Origin of the sequence: Haloferax elongans ATCC BAA-1513, from assembly GCF_000336755.1 — an archaeon.
GTDB lineage: Archaea > Halobacteriota > Halobacteria > Halobacteriales > Haloferacaceae > Haloferax > Haloferax elongans.
This window is the reverse complement of the sequence record NZ_AOLK01000006.1, coordinates 16,895-35,491: the sequence shown is the minus strand read 5'-3', so window position 1 is coordinate 35,491 and position 18,597 is coordinate 16,895. Positions and strand designations below refer to the sequence as shown.

At 56.1% G+C, this 18,597-nt stretch carries 11 protein-coding genes; 5 read left to right on the top strand and 6 right to left on the bottom strand.

The annotated features are described in order from the left end of the window. The first annotated feature begins 170 nt into the window (after positions 1–170). Positions 171–1,403, top strand: a complete 1,233-nt coding sequence (locus tag C453_RS01445; protein WP_008322225.1) for an AAA family ATPase — start codon at positions 171–173, stop codon at positions 1,401–1,403. After that, complete coding sequence (locus C453_RS01440; RefSeq protein ID WP_008322223.1) at positions 1,403–3,163, top strand: 5-methylcytosine restriction system specificity protein McrC; 1,761 nt, start codon at positions 1,403–1,405, stop codon at positions 3,161–3,163. Before C453_RS01445 ends, C453_RS01440 begins: the two co-directional genes overlap by 1 nt. Positions 3,164–3,172: 9 nt before the next feature. On the opposite strand, the gene C453_RS01435 is transcribed toward C453_RS01440, so the two are convergent. The 3 genes from C453_RS01435 to C453_RS01425 form a co-directional block, all read right to left on the bottom strand. Then, complete coding sequence (locus tag C453_RS01435) at positions 3,173–4,318, bottom strand: hypothetical protein (protein ID WP_008322221.1); 1,146 nt, start codon at positions 4,316–4,318, stop codon at positions 3,173–3,175. 5 nt (positions 4,319–4,323) lie between these two features. Next, positions 4,324–5,391: a hypothetical protein gene (locus C453_RS01430; RefSeq protein ID WP_008322220.1), complete on the bottom strand. Its 1,068-nt coding sequence runs from the start codon at positions 5,389–5,391 to the stop codon at positions 4,324–4,326. A gap of 72 nt (positions 5,392–5,463) precedes the next feature. Then, positions 5,464–5,847, bottom strand: coding sequence for a hypothetical protein (locus tag C453_RS01425; RefSeq protein WP_008322218.1), 384 nt, complete (start codon positions 5,845–5,847; stop codon positions 5,464–5,466). Positions 5,848–6,122: 275 nt separating this feature from the next. Between C453_RS01425 and C453_RS01420 the strand changes: the two genes are divergently transcribed. After that, entirely contained in the window at positions 6,123–6,824 is a 702-nt protein-coding gene (locus C453_RS01420; protein ID WP_049907420.1) for a hypothetical protein, read from the top strand. Positions 6,825–6,873: 49 nt separating this feature from the next. On the opposite strand, the gene C453_RS01415 is transcribed toward C453_RS01420, so the two are convergent. From C453_RS01415 to C453_RS01405, 3 genes are all read right to left on the bottom strand, one after another. Next, complete coding sequence (locus tag C453_RS01415; protein WP_049907418.1) at positions 6,874–9,546, bottom strand: DUF1156 domain-containing protein; 2,673 nt, start codon at positions 9,544–9,546, stop codon at positions 6,874–6,876. Positions 9,547–9,710: 164 nt separating this feature from the next. Then, entirely contained in the window at positions 9,711–10,856 is a 1,146-nt protein-coding gene (locus tag C453_RS01410) for a hypothetical protein (RefSeq protein WP_241430648.1), read from the bottom strand. A gap of 208 nt (positions 10,857–11,064) precedes the next feature. After that, on the bottom strand, positions 11,065–14,274 hold the full coding sequence (locus C453_RS01405; protein WP_008322212.1) for a DUF499 domain-containing protein: 3,210 nt from the start codon (positions 14,272–14,274) through the stop codon (positions 11,065–11,067). Between the two features lie 197 nt (positions 14,275–14,471). On the opposite strand from C453_RS01405, the gene C453_RS01400 reads away from it, so the two are divergent. Both C453_RS01400 and C453_RS01395 read left to right on the top strand, forming a co-directional pair. After that, entirely contained in the window at positions 14,472–16,226 is a 1,755-nt protein-coding gene (locus tag C453_RS01400) for a DEAD/DEAH box helicase (RefSeq protein ID WP_049907415.1), read from the top strand. After that, positions 16,219–17,373, top strand: coding sequence for a hypothetical protein (locus C453_RS01395; protein ID WP_008322209.1), 1,155 nt, complete (start codon positions 16,219–16,221; stop codon positions 17,371–17,373). Before C453_RS01400 ends, C453_RS01395 begins: the two co-directional genes overlap by 8 nt. Positions 17,374–18,597: the final 1,224 nt, after the last annotated feature.

The following is an 18,597-nucleotide window of genomic DNA, read 5'->3' as shown; positions in this document are numbered from 1 at the left end:
GTGTGCTGTTCTTACCTCAGAGTTTGTTCCGTGGATAGATTCTATAACTCACCGGGACGAGTCATGGTTACCAAGCCGGTACTCCCGAGATAAACTAAGTAGTGAAAACTGGCTTGACTTTTGTTCCAACGAGGTGGGATTTATAACCGCTGGTCGTCCTGTATCAGACAATGAATAACTCGTCTGATGATAGCTACACGCTTGACGACGCAAGAGATGAGATCGGAATACTTCGTCGCGTAACAGACGATGTCGTTGAAGTAATTCGGACTGCTGCTGATGAAGAAGTCCTCGAGTATCTAATTGAAGAAGAAAAGCTGGACGTAATCCACGATGGCAAGCGGGGGTTAGGACGGGTACGACGTGCTGTCCTCGAGTCTACGCTCGCATCTGACCGACTCAAACGCGTCGTAAGCCTCCGCGGTGACGAAACACCTGAGGAAATCCTCGTTCCACGTGACGTCCGACGGAACGCGAAAGTTGCCCTCGAAGCCGGTAAACCGGTCGTCTTGTACGGACCAACTGGGACAGGCAAAACGACGTTTGCAAAGCAACTGGCCCGTGAAACCGGAATCGGATACGCACTCAATACGGCGACACCTTCGTGGACCCCATCAGACATCATCGGTGGGATTAGCCCGGACTACACAGGGCAATCACTGAGCTATCGGACAAAGCTCGGCTGCGTCTCAGAGGCAGTCCAGCGCGCTCGGCGTTTTGATGTCGAGTATGGTGTCATTCTCGACGAGATTACCCGTGCAGACATATCGAAGATTTTCGGTCCCCTTTACACCGCAATAGAGAATCCCCACCAGACCATCTTCGAGACCGACGAGGGGGAAACCATCGAACTCGACGAACGGGTAAACATCATCTGCACGATGAACATGTCTGACCGGACGGTGAACGAGCTTGACAATGCAATCACCCGTCGCTTTGCGATGATCGAACTTGACGAGTACGAAGAAGACAAACGCCGTCAACTGTTCAAAGACTGGATTACGAGCCATGTGACGGACCAGACGGATTTAGATGAGAACGAAATTCTACGGCTCTTCGAACGCGACTACGAGGGTATTAATCACGGTCACGAAGCCACCTCACAAGGGGCAATCATGCGGTTTGGCCCGATGCATTACCGCGACGTTGCCGTCTTCCTCGGAGTCGGGTGTCGTGATGGTGGCGAATACGAATACGACCAGACGGACGCCGTTGGACAGGCTTTCCGAACCTACATCGTCCCGCGACTTCTCAACTCTGCGGCGTTCCCGCAGGTCGAACGCATCGCCGAACACTACAGGGCGTTGAACGGGGAGTTCGAGGAGTTCGACCTTTCGCCTGCAGCTGAGTTGGCTGAGCGTGAGCTCGAACAAGAACGACGACAGATGGGCTCGTACGAATAATGAGCAGCGTTGACGAAGTGTACCAGTATGGGCAGGACACGTTCAACGTCCCGGAACGGGGCGAGATCCGTATAGAGGGATGTCCTCCCACCATCGGCGACCAACTTCGTCGCGCATCGTTCACACAGGAGAGTCCAGGAGTATTCACCAAACACCAGGAAGCTCTTGACTCCGATAGGGAGTATGAAGTGGTGACGGTCACCGTCGACGGGGACGAGAACGAGGTACTCCACGTCGAAGCGACAGACATTATCGGCGTCGTCAGTCTGACGCCGTCATCGAAGGTGCAGGTCGATCCAAAAATCGACTGGGAGCACATCTTCGATATGCTGTTAGCCGTCTACGACCAGAACCGCTCCATCGAATACCACGGAATCCCATTGCGGGACTTCCTCTCCGACGACGTTCATCTCAACGACGTCTTCGTGGTGCTGGCGATCAACTACCTGGATGGACTGGAGACTATCCAACGCCACGGTTTCATTCGGGACTTAGTCATCAGGCGGATCGACAGCCTAGACGGACGGGGCGATATCGACGTCGAGCAGACCCTACTGAACCACGTCCGGGGAACCATCGAGCCGAATTGGATCCGCAACGAGACGGAGTACGACAACGCGGTGAACTCCCTGCTTCATTACGCGGGGAAGACTCTCCTTCGGCTTTTCCAACAGAACTCGCACGAGAACGAGCACCCAGCGTACGATCGAATCTTCTCGGAGGTCCACCGCGAGGTGCAGCGGCTCGAGGGAATGGGCGTGAGCAGCGGTCTCGGTCGAATGGACGAGTACCGGCGACTCACACTCCACGACCTCCCGAAGCAGCGGCGATACTACCGCAAGGCGTTCGACGTCTCGAAAGCCGTCATGTCGTCATCGCTCGGCCAGCAGCTTCGGGAAGGGCCGAGAGAACTCGTCGTCGACTATGTGTTGAATATGGAGTCGCTGTTCGAACAGTACTCGCAGGTCGTCGTCGAACGTGAGCTCAACCGTGTCAAATCGTACGACCACCTGAACGAGTTGGCCGACGTCACGCCTGTCAGGTCGCCGTCGGTCAACCCCTTTGAGGACGAGTACGAGGTCTACCATCAGCCGGACCACGCGGTCCAAGAGGGTGAGGAGACGCTAGCCGTCCTCGATTCGAAGTACTACGCCGAGGGGCACGATCCGGTCAAAGAGTCGTCGTCCCGTTCGCGGCTGTTCAGCTACGCGTACCTCCTGCACGCGGACCGACTTGCGTTCCTCTGTCCCCTGTTGGAACCGAAGCGTCGACGAATAACCCAGACGGGCGCGGAGCTGCAGATCGTCTCCCCGGAAGGCGAGTTCTCACTGGACGGCTACGACGACGTCGTCCATGAGTACCTCCACGACGTGCTCGTCGAGCGAGTGCCCGAAATCGAAGCGTTCCGCGCCGTCTCGGAGAACAAGCTCTGTCTCGACGGCGTCGCAGAATCAGACCTGTCGCAAGCGAAGTCGATGAGCGGTCCGTTCACGTTCAAAGACGTGCGTGACTTCTCGCTGCGAGTCGTCAAGGCTGCCGCCGACGAGCACTCCTGGGAAGTTCGCAATCGCTTCGATCTGGAGCAGGATGGCGATTGGACCCGAGAGCAAATCGAGACGCGGTGTGACCGCCGGTACGAACACACGACGACGTGCGTCCCCGTGTTCTGCCGAGACCACGGGCAGGAATGGATTGATCTCTACTTCCTTCAGAACGGGAATGGGAAGGTGGAGAAGGAAGGTCCGCTGAAGCTGCTCTAACCGCGGCGGTCAGAAGAACTCGTCGAACGAACGCTGCTGTTCATCGAACTCCCGAAGCGCGGCCTCTATCGCTCGCAGTTCCAGCTTCTTATCGAGGGCCCTCTGTCGATACTTCTCTTTCAGGTTGTTAAGCACGGTTTCGATAGACCTCCCTCGGACCCGATATCTGTAGTACTCGGAACCATCCGTGAGCTCCGCGTCCTCGGAATCAATCTCGGTGACCAGGTTATCCGACATCAGGCGGTCGGTGAGGCCGCCCAGGATTCGATTGCCGACCGTCTCCGCCGAATAGTGTGGGAGGTGTCTCTGTGACGTGAGTATCTCTCGGAGCTCCTCCTCGGAAAATTCGCGTAGGGGTCCGTCGTTCGTGATACGCCTCTTCAGGATCTGGCCAAAGGCGGCTTCCATAATCTGGAACGTGTGCGAAGAGGGGTAGAACGACGGCGTGACCTGCCGTTGTTTCGTTATCTCGACGCCCGAGTTGAGAACCTGCGAGAGCTCGCTGTCGTGAGTCGCCTCTGAGCGCGTTCGGTTGGCGAAACTGGTGAACAGGTCCAGGCGCTCGGTCTCTTGGAGGTAGTGTAAGCGCCAGAGGTACACCCGCTCTTCCGCGTCTCCGTTCTCCTCCTCTTCCTCGATTCGGCGGGCGACGACTTCGTCGTGGTAGCTGGGAACGCAGATCGCCGTTTCCAACTGGTCGATCTCCATGTCGATGTGGTCCGAGAGCTCCTCTCTGTGCTGACGGACGGCCTCGGCGGCATCGTAGATTTGGGTGAGAGCGCTCCCGGGGGAGGACACGCTGGTCTTACATTCGACTATGAGCGCGATGTTTCGCTCCGGATTACAGAATATCGCGTCGGCGTTCGACTCGTTGTACTCGGAGAGCGGCTCGGCACCTCTGAACACCCATCCAGTCTCCCGTTCGATCTGTCCCCCCGGTAGGAAGGCGGAGATCGTGGACGTAAGCATCGAGTCGTGCTTCTTCGCCCGTTCAATCTCCGAATTCACCTCCTTTCGAGCCACTTCCACCGCATCTTCGTCCTCCCGTAGCTCGTCCTCGTGTTCCCCCTTCAGCTCGCTTAGGAACGAGTTGCGCTCAACGAGTTCGTCGTAGTAATCACGAACTTCCTCACTACTCAGTTCGTCGAGCTCCATCCTCGTTACACCCGTGCCAACTCGGCCCGCTCGTCAACGCTGTCCTGAATGAACTCGTAGAAGCGATAGAACGTACCGAGGTCGCTCTCGTCTTGCGGGAAGATCCGAATCTGATTCTCGTTCGCCTTAATCCTGAACGCGCTGTTCTTGACCCGGTCGATCACCTCCGTCGTGAAGTACAGCGATCCCTCCTCCGCGTACGTGTTGAACAGGACGTAGTTCTCCTCGCTCAGGCTCTGTTTCAACGCGTCCAATTCGTGGTACTGGATGCTGTTCTGCAGGGCGACCGTGGCTGGTTCCGCCGTCGGGACTTCGAGAGACTTAGACGCCCTCACCATCCGGAAGTCCGTTCGCTCGTACGCGAGCTTGACCTTGAGGGCCTCCTCGATACACATCTCGATGTGTTTGAAGAGGCGTAGGAGGCTCCCGCTCTTGAGTTTGAACACGCCCTCGTGGTTGATTCTGAACCGCAAATCCCCCGGGACGTTGAACTCCATTATCCGAGGCAGCACACCGTAGGACTCCTCCATCTCGCGGAGGCTCTCCAGCCCGTCTCGGCCGTAGTAGTTGATCGTTCGCCACTCGTCGGGCCGGAACCGGGAACTGGTGTCCGTCCGCTCGGTGCGTTTGGCGACGAACTCCGTTATCTCGGTCGCCGGGTCGTCCGAGACTATCTTCTCTCGGATCTCCTGCAGGAGGCCCGGGCTTATATACAGGTAGTGTACCCCGGGCTGGTTTTCGAGGAGGGGTTCGACCGTGTTCTTGATCTCCTCGGTCTTCCGCATGTCCGTGTAAAACAGGATGACGCTCTCCTCAACGTCGTAGGTGAAGTAGAACTCTGCCGGGCGGTCCCCGCCGAAGTCGCAGCTGATCTTCTGAATCCCCCCGTAATCCTCGACGATCTCGTATCCTTCTCGTCGGAGGAGTTCGAGGAACTCGTCCCGCGAGTACTGTGTGAGTCCGGCGATGACGTACAGATCGCCGTCGACGAGAGTGTCGTAGTTCTCCGCCAGGTAATGGTTGAAGCTCACCCGGTCGGGGAACTCCCGCGGTTCGACGTCGAAGACACCCATTAATTCTGATTCATTTCGGAGGGGCCAAAGCAGTACCGGTGGTGTCAGTCATTCGACTCACGAGAGGACGCCTCAAAACGGGGCGACCAACCAGTCACCGTCTCCCTTTCGTTCGAGTTGTGGTCCGAACACTCGCTGGAGGGAGTACAGCTCACCGTCGAAGCGGAGGTCGTACGTCCTCCCACTCCGGTGGAACGTGCCGTCGACGACGAACTGCACAGTGGGACTCTGGTATTCAAGGTCGTTCGCGCGTCGGTCCATCTCACGAGCGAGGCCGTTGGCCCTGTCCTCGTCAGCCAAGGCGTCCGCGAGCCCGACGACGCTCACTTTGTCGGGCACGTTGTCTTCTTCGAGTCGCTGTACGAAATCTGCTATTGGAATCTGATGCTCGAAAGTCTCGTACGCCCCCTTGATGACGAGATTGTAGCGTCCGGGAATTTGTCCGGGTCCTGCCATTATCTACCTATCATCTCCGAGGGGTGAAAAATGGGTGCGTTCGCCCGACAAGAGGCACCCTCGGAGGCGTCGTTCCTCGCAAAAGACCCTCTGAAGGTTTTCAACCTCGGAGAGTGTCGTCGAGAGAGCGTCGAGCCAGTCCGTCGTGGATGCGACGCGTCATCTCCTGAGGTGGCGCGTCGATCCCCTAGTGGGTGTGCTACGAAGGTAGGAAGGATTCAATGACGGACTCATCACCTTAGATATTATTTCACGTGGACGAATACAGGGTGGTAATGGTGAAGGTCGATATTTTTGGTACGTATCATCTCGACCGCCCGCAAAAGGTCGAGGAAGAGCTCAGAGCGTTCTCCTCGGAGGCGGACGTTTTCTTCACCGAAGCACCACGAGAGGAACCAGACAAGTCCGATTGGAACTCTCTACGACTCCGCAATCCAACGGTGTGGATAGCAGGCAAGTTCCTGAATTCATTCTGGCAAGCTGGTGGATTTCTGCTCACTCGACAACTCGACTCGGTCGACACCGCTGTGACGAAAAAGATTGCTCGTGAACGCAAACTACAGATGAAGCCCGTTGATGAGACGATCGTTAGGAGTGCGAGTGACGTGAACCCCCTACTATCCGCTTTCAGTTGGGCATGGGTAGCTCTGACACTCTCGGTATTGTCCTTCGGTATCGCACTCTGGCCAAATATCCTCCTCGTGTACGGGATTCCCCTCTCTTCATTTTTCTTCGTCTCTCTCGCGGTGGTGATGGGATTCCTCCCGATAATCCCACTCGCGTACCTGACACTCGAAGAGCGAAACGGTGTGATCGCGGACAACATCGAGGAACTCCTGAAAGGGGAGGGTAAGCCTGAGAGAGGTTGTTTAATTGTCGGCCATAAGCACATAGACGGTGTTGTCGAGGATTTAGAGGAGACCGCAGTCGACGTGGGTGAAACGCACAGGCCGAAATTCCTCAGACGAAGCCTGTGAGCCAGGGCATGATCGAGTCTAACGAAAAAACCTGTAGTCGAGAGTGGTCTCAGTAGCTCGTGATGTCCCGATCCCCGAGCACCCGCGCGTAGGCGTCGTCGCCGGTTACGTCTGCGAGTCGGCCAGCGAGCTCTCGGAGGTCGTCATCAACGCCCCACTTCTGGACGTAGTTCTGGACGGCCTGGCCCTTCTCGTAGCGGTAGCGCAGGAACTGGAGCTTGTCCAGGTTCGAGAGGTGGTCGCCACCGTCGCCGTTGACGCGCTCCTGGATGTACGCCTGGCGCTTCTCCTCGTCCCAGGTGCCGAGCTGGAAGCCGTCGTCCTGGTTGTACAGGCACATCTCCTTGAGCTCCTCGGGCTTGGCGTTCGTCCCACGGCAGAGCTTGTTGACGTCGTCGAACGAAGGGCTCGGCGTGTCGAGAAGGTCGATGAACACGTCCTCGACGCCAATGTCACTGGCTTCCTGGATGATGCCGTAGATTTCCTGGACGACCTCCTTCGCGGACATGATCTCGCCGCCGCGCTGGACTTTCCCGTGGTGCTTCGAGTACTCGCGGAAGCACGCGCCCATCTCCATCACGCCGATGTCACCGCGAGAGAGCTCGCGGTTCTCTTCGAGTTGTTTACGGGTGCGTCGGGCCGTGCGGTAGATATCGCGGCGGAGCGATTTCCACGACGCGGGCTCGGTTTCGTCAAGGGGCCGGGCGACGACGATGATATCGAAAGAGACCGCTTCGCCACCGATGAATTTGTTAATATCAGCAGTGATCGGATAGGTCGCAGTCACCTCAAACCCGACGTTACAGAGGGATTCAAGGAGTTCACCCCACGACTCGGAGTCACTGTGGTGGTAGGTGAACGTGAGTGACCCGTCATCTTTGAGTGCACGCTTGATGACAGAGAATGCTTGACCAAGTTCGGATTCAAAGTCTTCGGCGGTTTTGTCTAAGTATGGGTTTGTGACGATAGACTCTACACGGGGTGTTTTATCTTGGTCGAAACCGGGGTATTCGTCTTCGAGGAGAACCTTCTGCCAGACATAGAAGTAGTCAGCGACCTCTGAATAGATGATATTGTCGTAGTACGGGGGATCGGTGATAACAGCGTCAAATTCGTCCTCGTAGTCAAGCTGACGCATATCTCCTTGGTGGATTTCAGCATTCTCACCAATCGATTGTGAGAATTCTGGCGTCTTTACGGTCTCTCCATCTTTTATGTGACGCTCAGTAGGTGAATTTGCATATTCGACGCCAGTTTTCACCATATCAAACATGGCACTGAACGTTCCACTCCCCCACTTAGCACCCCAAACATTATTTTCAACAGGGTATGTTGGTGGTGTAAAGGAGTTGTTGCGGAAGAAGTCTCCGATTTTATTGTATGTCGTGTTATACGACACCATCTTATTCGTATATCGTAGAGACTCAGAAGCTGCCAAGAGAAGGTATTCTGAGAGGTTTTGGTCATCCACAGATTCTATTGAACGTAGGAGCTTAGCAAGTGATAACAGCTGGCGCTCTGTGAACATGTCTTGCCAACTCTCGTATCCGTGTTGGAATACGTCGTTACCGCTGACTGACGAAGCCGCGGTTATAGCTCCCTCTGGAATCTTTTCATGGGGAACGTATTCGTAGAGACCTTCACGCTCTTCCCACTCTGTCTTTGCTTGTTCGAAGAGGTCGATATCGTATCTTTCTGCCTGCTTGTACCCTTTGTAGGCGCTCTTATTTTCACCCGTATTGTCACAATGTTCGCAGTAATACTCTAAAGCATAAAGGCGCAGATCAGGAGCGCCTTGTTCTTGGATTGCGTCGGTAATCGCGTATTTTTGTCCACAGTCTGGGCAGTTGTACTTCCCACCTCGTGATACGTTCCCTTCCTTTGGAACGAAACCGTGCCCACAGTCATTACATACTGACTCTGACTGCCAATCGTCCACGAGAGTCACCGATCCACAACCTGGACAGAGGACGTTGTATTTGTCGTCGTTCTCGTACCTGCCAGCAGCGACACGGTAGTCCTTGAACAGCGGAACTGTGTGCCCACAGGAGACGCAGTCCAACTCTTTCACCCAGAAGTTGTACATCACGTCGGCGTCGTGGTCGCCGTTCGGACAGGGCGTCTTGTAGTACTGCGTGATCTCGTCGGCGACATCCTCCTTCACCTGCTCGAAGGCCGCTTCAAGATCCTCGACGTCGGTCTGGCCGGCTTCGAGCTCCTTCTTCGTGACGAACCACGCGACGGGGTTCAGGTCGTTACCGACGACCTCAGCGCCGAAGCGCGATGCCTCGACGAGCGACGTGCCGCCGCCCATGAACGGGTCGAGAATCTTCTTGTCCTCAACGCGGACGTCCTTCGGGTAGAGTTCCCAGAGGCTCTCTGGGTCAGTCATGTCCACGCGTTCGAGCAGCGAAGCCACGTCAATGTCAGACTCGCCGTCGGGGCCGTCGCCATAGGCCGCGAGCGTGTTCCCCTCGTGGCCCGGTTCGAACACTGAGACCTTCTCCGGGTCGTCAAGAAGAGTATAGAGAGAGACAGCACGGAAGACGCAACCCAGGCGCCGAGCCCACCACTTGTGCATCGTGTAGATAGGGCGGTAGTACATCTTCGCCCGGCCCTCCTTCTCGGCGATTTCGTTCACTCGCTCAATGGGGAATCCTCGCTCAATGGGGAGTTCCGTCCGCTCCTGCCGGCCCTGTGAAGATCCAGATTTCTCAGACATTATTCAGTATATAGATGCGATTATGCAGGAACCCCATAAGTGTGCGTTCTTTATACAGGCATCCGGTTTCCGTGATGGAGTTCCCTCAAACACGGCATACCAATTGGTCTGTGGAGCAATACAGGCGGTCTTCGAGTGTGGAAGTCAAGGGATGGACAAATCGTTCAGAACACTATCTCATAAAAATCCGTTCCCGGGTCTGTGGAGGCCATCTCGTAGTCTGGTATTGCATTACAGTACTCCAACATCTCTGGAAGTAGGTGAACAAACGAGATCGCGAGGGAGTGTGTCACGGTCTTCTCCGACGCATCAGTGTACTCAGTTGCGAAGTCAGATATCTCGTCGTCGTCGAACCTTCCTGAATCACTCGACCCCGGTGTGACCGTGAAGTCCACAATCTCTCCCTCAGAGATTGCGACAGCAATCTTCTCTGTGGTGGAAGTGACAACTGCGAGTTCAAAATCTACCGGAGTCTGGTAGAGACGGAGATCTTGAACGGTGAAGGAGAGAACGTTTCCTACCGATAGTTGCTCTTCATCGTACATCGCCGTGAGTATCGGTTGGTCCGGGTCTTCTGTCGAACCCACGACGGTATCCTCGCGTACCGTTATCGAGGACACTGTCCACGGATGGGCAGCGTGAGAGTCAAGGATTGACTCGTAGTCCGGGGTCTGGAGAAGATCAATCAGATGGTCGTGTGGTGATTTCCCGAAACCTTCCCCAGCCAGACGCTCGTCAACCGCTTTCCGGTCCTCCTCATCCATCACCATAGAAGGAAGCCACTTCTGGATTCGTTGCTTCGAGTCTCTCGTGAACTCCTCGGAGACCGTACTGAAGTTAACGGGTGGGGTTCGGTCAAACACTTCTTGTAGGTCAAAGTCGGGATTCGTTATTGATTCTGTACTGACTTCCAAGCGGCCAACTAACCGCTCAAGGTCTTCAGCGTACTCACCGGTGTACGAATCGACATATTGTTGGATGCGTTCCACATCTTCCGGCGCGAGTTCGGGTGCCGACTCTCCGTCAGGTTTAGAAGCGCTAGATCGGGAAATTCCACCCTTACCTGTCCAGTGTAGGTCAAGTTCGTATAGGGCCCAGACGAGTTGATCCGGAACCTGATCGCCTGCTGCGTATCCGGTGGAAAGATAAAAATCAGCAATCTCGTCAGGTGTCTGGAGGGGTATCGGATGGTCAGCGCCAGGAATAGAGATGTGTACGTAGTAACCATCTTTCTTGTATCCCGGTGAATATTCCTTGAAAACAGCCATTTGGTCAAATATCCTGACTGTGTCCTCTTCAATATAGCGCACAGATCCTACTCGAACCGATCTTTAGACGGTGGTTAGTGGCGCCGCATGGTGACTAACATCGGCACAGTCACCTCACTATGAAGTTTGACAAAAAGTCGATTCTAGGCTACATTTGGAGTCAAATCAGGAGCAGCGAATGAGAGTAAGCTTCCTCTCCTACGAACTAGTTCGAGAGGACCATATCACATACGCTAGGTACGTGTATGACCTACTTCTGGAAGCTAATCTCGATCTTCAGGCTCGACGCCTCGTCGGGCATGTGCTCAAAGAGGTCCTGCACCTTTGTGTAGTCCTGTTCAGAACGTAACGTCAAGCTGACCTGCGTCCGCTCGACGTCGACGGTCCCCTGAAGAGCGCCGGGAACACCGTCTTTATCGGGCAGCATGAACGTAACGTCGCCGTACTCGACTGAGCCCGTCTGGTGGTCTCGTCGCCACTTGCGCCGCATCGCGGCGACGTCGTCGCCGTTGTACTCGAAGCGCCACGTCGGCGTCTCCGTTTCTGGAATCCGGAACGGGTAGCCGGGCACCCAGTCGGACGACTTGTCCGAGCCGGTCGGCCCGACGACATACGCCGGCTCTTCCTCACGCCCGAGGTTCTGCAGCAGGAACGTCTTCACCATGTCCTCGGTGACGCTGCTGTCGAACCGATCGTTCACCTTGCTCACGGTGAACTGGTCACCGGGTTCTAGGTCGCCGAGGTAGTCGAGGATCTGTTCCCCGATCCGGTCAGAGACCGTCGGCACGATCTTGACCGTTGTTGGGTCGCGGTCGCCGAGTGATTCCAGGTACCGACCGCCGGCCTCCAGCACGTAGTCGTCGACGAGGTAGTCGTTCACGGCCTCGCGGGCCGCCGCCTCGGTCTCGTCAGGCGGCAGGAACACGGTCTCGTCGGCGCGAATCTCCCCGAGGATAGTGTCGAGGTTCGCGTACCCGGTCTCTTCGATCTGCTCTCCGATTCGGTTCGCGAGGTACGACGCGCCGACGGTCGTCGCGCTGCCGACGTCGCGGAGGGTCGCGTCGGACTGCGGTTTGTCGAGGATCTGGTTACCACGCACGACAACGTACTGGTCCTCGCGGTTCAGCCGCCCAATGGCGCGCATCACCACGTCGTGGCTGTCGCCGTCGATCCAGACCTCGCCGTCCTCGATAAGTTCGAGTTCAAAGTCTCCGACGTCGATTACGGTTGTTCCGCTACCAAAGCGTCGTCGGAGCTCCTGTTCTACGTCGTCGACTCCCCATAGCTCGACGTCGTCTTTGTAGACGAGCACCGTATCCAGGGAACTCCCGGAGAGGTCGTCGCGGAAGCCGCCGGTGTCTCGCGCGAGCACTGGTTTGCCGTTCAGTGCCTCCACGGTCGCATTCAGCACGTCGTTGGCGCTCCCCGGAATCGGGAGCTGCGGGTCGCGGAGGAACTGCTCGTAGACGTCGTCGACGGATATCTCTCCACGACGGTCGAGCAGGTCCTGGACGATTGCCCAGACGTGAGACTGGAGGTCGAACGGATCGGCCGCCGCGGAATCGGCGATGTTCGATCCGTCGAGTTCGGCCTCGTCCATGACGTAGACATCCAGTTCCATTGGTGCAGCGAGGTCGAATTCGTTGAGGAGGTCGTCGCCGTCGAGAACTTCGCCGTAAAGCAACTGCAGTTCTTCGCGCAGTTCGTTCTCCTCTTGGTCCTTCATCCCCTGGATCGACGTTCGAATTTCGTCGTCGAGGGACTCGTCTGCGAGGACCTGCCGCGCACCCTCGATGTACCGCGCCTTGTCGATGTAGCGAGTCCCCGACTCGATTGCTTTGTCACCCGAGGGCTGGACAAACACGAGCGTGTTCCGCCACTCGCGCCCGCGTCCGTCGTTCGTGATGACCTTCTTGACCTCTTCTTGCGTCCACTGGCTGTCCTTCACGACTACCTTGATATCGCGGTTGTCGGGGATGTCCCGCATGTCGTTCGTGCGGAAACCCACTGGGTGGGCGTTGGACCCGAAGATGTCCGCGACAAAGTCCGCAATCTCGGCTTTCGCCGACGTCTCCGAGACGTCGGTCGCGGCGTTTCGGATAAGCGCGTTCGGGTTCTGCCGGTCGCGGATGGCGTACTTCCCGTTGAGCTTGTGGAGGTGCCACGCGACGCCGTGTAGACGTTCGAGGTTGAGGACGACGTCGGAGACGAGGTCGCCAGTCTGGTACGCCCCCATGACGATCTCTGAGACGTTGGCTCCCTCGCCCTCACTTGGCTTCAACGAGTAGAGCAGGATCGCGTTCAGGATACGACGCCCGTGGGGGACCTCGTCCGCGTCGACGCGGTTCTTGATGTCGCCAGTCGCCGCGTTCAGGCGCTCGTAATTGATCTTTGCCAGCTCATCTTCGAACTCGATAGCGTCGATGTCCCCGTGCGTGATTAGGTCCGTCTGGTCCCGCATCTCCAGGAGAACCTTCGAGAAGAGGTAGATCATCCCGCGTGTGTTCTGGTTACCCTCGTCAGCATAGTAGCGCGTCTCAAGGGCGTCGAGGAGCACGGGATGGAACGGATAGAGATCGTGCATCTCCGATAGCAAATCATCAGGGAGGTCGACGTGGCCCTCTGCTTGGTCGTATGCATCGAAGTATCCGTTAACGATCTCCCCGGCAGCATTCTCATCTACCGAATCAATCAGACGGTGGCGGAGAACCTCGCGCTTGTCCACCTGATTGTTCATGTTGACTTCGACCGCCTGTTCTCGGTTCAGAATGTCGTGGACTTCGGACCCCTCACGGAGAACGGAGACAACAGTATAGAGGTCGAGATCAGAGAGTGCCGTGGATTCGAGGAGTGCTTGGAGGAACCCCTTATTCGCGCTCTTGCGGTCGCCGCGGAGGGTGTCGAACCAGTCCTCCAACTCGTCGACGAAGAACGCGACTGTCTCGTCGCCGACGGCCTCCTGAATCTTCTGCATATCGGGATAGCCACCCGACTCGAACGTTCCGAGGTCGTAATCGAGTGCTTCGAAGAGCGGTTCCCAGAGGTACTCGTACTGCTCGTTCTGCATCGAGACGGTGACAGGCGTGGCGTCGTCCGGAAGCGCGTCGCCGAACCCGTCGATGGACTCGTCAGCCCATCGACCCGCCGCCTCCGAGTCGGCGAAGCAGTGATAGAGTGCCACCATCTGGTGAGATTTCCCACTCCCGTACGGCCCGTAGAGGATGTGCGTCCCCCGCGGGTCTTCTCCCGTCAGCGAGTCCCGAAGAATAGTGAGGGCCTCTCGAAGCCCTTCGGTCATCAGCGTCCGTTCGAAGAAGAGTTCCGCGTCCGATTCGAACTCTTCGTCGTCCTCGACGTTGTAGAGTTTCACCTGCCCGTCGATCTGCCCTTCCTCCCGAAGCTCACGGCTTAACGTCACCGTATCTTCGAGAGTGTTCGACAGGGAACCAGCCTGAGACATTTTGATACTTTATCAGACATCTGGAAGGCCCAATAAATACTATGGAACATTGGTACCTCTCAGCCGAGAATAGCTGAATGACCGATGTTCTCAATAGCGACTCTCCAACCATCTACTGAGGGGGAGTTCGAACTTCGACCCGATATTACCCAGATAACCGCAAAACGTATTTTACGGATTGCTGACTCTATCGGGTCATGGGAAGTTACGACCTCGTAGATATCGAGGTCTCGCACGAGTCCACAGACGATCTTTTAGCATCTTGGGATGAGGGAAGTGATGGCGACGCCCACCTCCTAAGTGTTCAAGCCGCTCGTCTCCGAGCCGGTCGGCCAGACTCCGAACTTTGGTCGCTGAAGCAATTGGACGAGAACTCCGTCAAAATGCTCGAACACCAAGTAGACGCGGCATACCGCGCATTGTTCGAGATGGATGGGAAAGCCCTGCTCGCCGACGAGGTCGGACTCGGGAAGACCATCGAGGTGGGGATGATCCTGAAGGAGATGCACTTCAGAGAGACGGACGACTCCGTTCTCGTTCTCACGCCAGCTCAACTGGCGAAACAGTGGCAAGCCGAACTCCGCGAGAAATTTGGCCTCGACTTTGTCTGCAACTACGACGACGAGTTCGCTGGCTTCGACGCCCACGACTACGTCATCGCAAGCATAGACACGGCGAAGAGCGAGAGACACCGTCAGACGGTCCTCGACCGGGACTGGGACGTGCTCGTCCTTGACGAGGCACACTACGTCAAGAACGAGGAGACCGACCGTTACGATCTCATCGACCGGCTCTCGTACAACTACGCGTTTTTCCTGACAGCGACCCCGATTCAGAACGAACTGACGGACCTGTACAACGTCGTCTCGCTGCTCCGTCCCGGGTTGTTCGGCACGCGCGACGTCTTCCACCACTACTTCGTGAATAGCAATCAGGAGACCCTCGTCAACAGAAATGAGCTACAGGAACGGTTGAGCAAGGTGATGATCCGGAACCGACGGGAAGACACGGACATCGACTTCACGGACCGAACCATCGACACACGGACGTTCGAGCCAACCCCGAAGGAACGCGAACTCTACCAGGCAGTCACTGATTACGTCAAAGGTGCCTATAGCCAAGACCAAGGTCAGAAGCTAGTGTTGATGCTCCTCCAGAAGGAGGTCGTCAGCAGTCCGGTCGCCCTCAAACAGACTATCGAGAAGCGACTCTACGAACAATCCGAACTCGGGCACACGAGCGAACTGGAGTCGATTCTTGATCTGATTGAAGAGGTCGACACGGTGACCAAGCAAGAGCGACTGCTGGAAATCGTCGAAGAGGCCCGAAACAACGTTGAGATGGGGAGAGTCATCGTCTTCACTCAGTTCCGGGCGACTCAGCGTCAGGTCCTCGACCGGCTCGCTTCCGAGGGGTACACGGTACACGCGTTCCACGGCGGCCACTCTAGCGATGAGAAGGAGCAGATCGTCGAAGACTTCGAAGAGGAGGGTGGAATCCTCGTTTCGACCGACGCCATGAGCGAAGGCCGCAACTTACAGTTCTGCAATATCTTGGTCAACTTAGACTTGCCGTGGAATCCAATGCGCGTTGAACAGCGCATTGGACGCGTCCACCGAATCGGGCAGAAACGGGACGTGTTTGTCTTCAACATGGCGCTGAAGGACACCGTCGAGGAGTACGTACTCGAACGTCTCTACCACAAAATCGACCTATTCCAACAGAGCGTCGGCGAACTGAGTTCGATCCTGAGCCGGTTGGAGGAGTCTGGGACGAGCTTCGAAGACGAGATCTTCGAACGCCTGATGAACGCCGGTTCCGAGGTCGATCTTGAGAACGACTTCGACGCCATGGCCGTCGATTTACGGGAGCAACGCGACCTCGCCGACAAGCTTGAGGAGTTCAACAGTGGCGTCTTCGAGGGCTTCGACTTGGGGGCGAGCGATGACTGACGCGTCGGTCCCCGTGACGCAGTCCGCTGTCGAGTCGTTCGCGGAACGGTATCTGCGCTCTCTCGGTTGCACCATCGAACAGCGAGGCGATACCTGGGACGTGAGCGTTCCCGAAGGTGCGGACACTCAATCGTTACCTGACGAGTTCACAGTGGTCTGCGGAACGGAAAGCGACAGCCCCGAAGAGAACACGGAACTCCTCCATCCCGAGAGCCGACTTCTACACGAACTGTTGGACGAAGCGGTTCGACGCACGCCAGCGGGCAGAATCAACCTGACCTCCGAGTCGACGGAAATCGAACTTCCGGAGTGGCTTCGAGGAGGCGATGTTGAGGTCCGAAATGCCGAATTCGCTCCGTACTACGATCGGTCCGCACTGGTCGTGCTCTTTCGAGTGAGCATCGAGACTGTGAGTGAGTATCAGCGAGAGTTCCTTCGGGTGGTCGCACTTGACGCCAGATCTGGTGAGTCGTTGGAGGGACTGGAGAGGAATTTTCTCCGAATCACTTCCTTTACCGATGACTCCCCAAGTGGTGGCCAGCCTTCGTTGGGGAGAGAAAACGTGCGGGGCCTCGTCGACGAGGGACAAAGGCAGGTAGTAGACCGTGTACAAGACCTCATTGACGAGGTCCATGAGGAAGCCTCGCGAGCGGCGGACGCCGAAGTGGAGGAGTTCCGCCAGATGCAACAACAGCGGATTCGGGAACTCGAAGAGCGACATGAGAGTTTGTCGTCGAAACTCGACGAGTCGAGAGCAACCATCGACGCAAGTGAGCAGGTAGAGCGTGTCGAGGCACTCAAGCAGCGAAAGCAGATAAAAGGGAAACTCGAAGAGTTGACGACTGAGCTAAGTGATCTCCGTCGCCGTCGTGATCAGGGCTTCCCAGAGCGACAAAAGGAGATACGCCAACGGCACGCACTCGACGTCAAAGTATCTCCACTCACCGCAACGCAGGTCGAATACGAACGTGGCGAGGTTGAGATAGAACTTGCAGAAGAGGGCGTCATCCAGCCACTCACAGTAGGTTACGGGATTGGTGTTGGAGTAACGGATACAGTACAATGTACCGTATGTGGCCGAGAAATCACCTCACAGAACCCACTCGTGTCGATAATTGGTGAGGTCAACTGCGACGAATGCCACTAACTACCGAGAGCAAAAACGATTTTTCGAGCATGAACAATACGGACAGCAGCCATTGCCAAATGGCTCTCAAAATGTACCCTAGGAAGTGGTGGTCTGATTTGGAGTATCGTGGGTGTTGAGCACTAATTACGCATCAAGCCGGTAGAGAAGCAAATCAGACTTCGCTGAGAGAATATCGCCAACCAGCGCATCGACAGTCGAACCAGCTGACGAAACGCCGAAGACACAGACACTGGCTGGATCCTTGTATCCAATATCGGTCAGCCTGTCTCTCACCTCAGTAGTCAACTGTGCTTTCCCGACGTCGATGGTCGGTGACCCAGCATCCCGGAGTGCTTTGACGAAGGTTGGTGTCCTCGATAAGACGACTCCACCTGAACGAAGGAATTCGTGTTCTTCGCCGAGCGTTTCCAGCAGTCGGCTGTCTCGAGCAGATTTGTCCAACGCGTTCTCCCACTGCAGTCCTGAAGGCTGCGAATCACTCGAAAACTCACTCACTCCGTTTCGGTTGAGTGAAGCAACGACCTGGTCTCTGGAGGACGTTTCGGCCTGCCCACGATAGAAGTTCCACACACTCGTATTCTGTACGTCGTGCTGGTCTCCATTTTCGAGCAGTTCTCGAAACGTCGCGGGTACACACAGAGTTCTGATTCGAGGCTTTGTTGGCATCTCTCCGAGTGTCGCTTGCGTCTGCGATTCGAAGACTTTGGAATCGGTCAGACGGTCGAGTGAGCTGCTCGCGACGAATAGAGATGGATCGAGCAGGACGTCGAGTGGTGGTCGGAATTTTCCGTTAACTTCTCTGCGAAGTTGATCGTTTCCGGCACTCATTGGATCTCGTTTCACAACGGCTACTGATAAATCACCTCACGGGGTCCACATCCTACTCATCACATCTGTTGTGATATCCCTCGCAGGTCACGTCGTAGCTCGTACAGTCCAGTGTCGTACAAGTTTTTCAAGTAGTTGTGCTCATGGAGTCGTTTTAGTCGTTGACTGAGATACTGCTCTGAGTTGCTTTCTCGAATATCTTCGTCGAGAATGCCTTCACGATAGTAAACCGTCGTCACTCGGCCTTCGACAGGGTGGCCCACTCTCATCATCAAGATTTGATGGGGATAAGAGAGGATCATGTTCTGAAAACGGGCGATGACGCTCGTAAGAAAAGAACGTGTTGTCCGGGTGCGATGAGTATGGCTCTTTTATTGTGGTTATTGTCGAGCC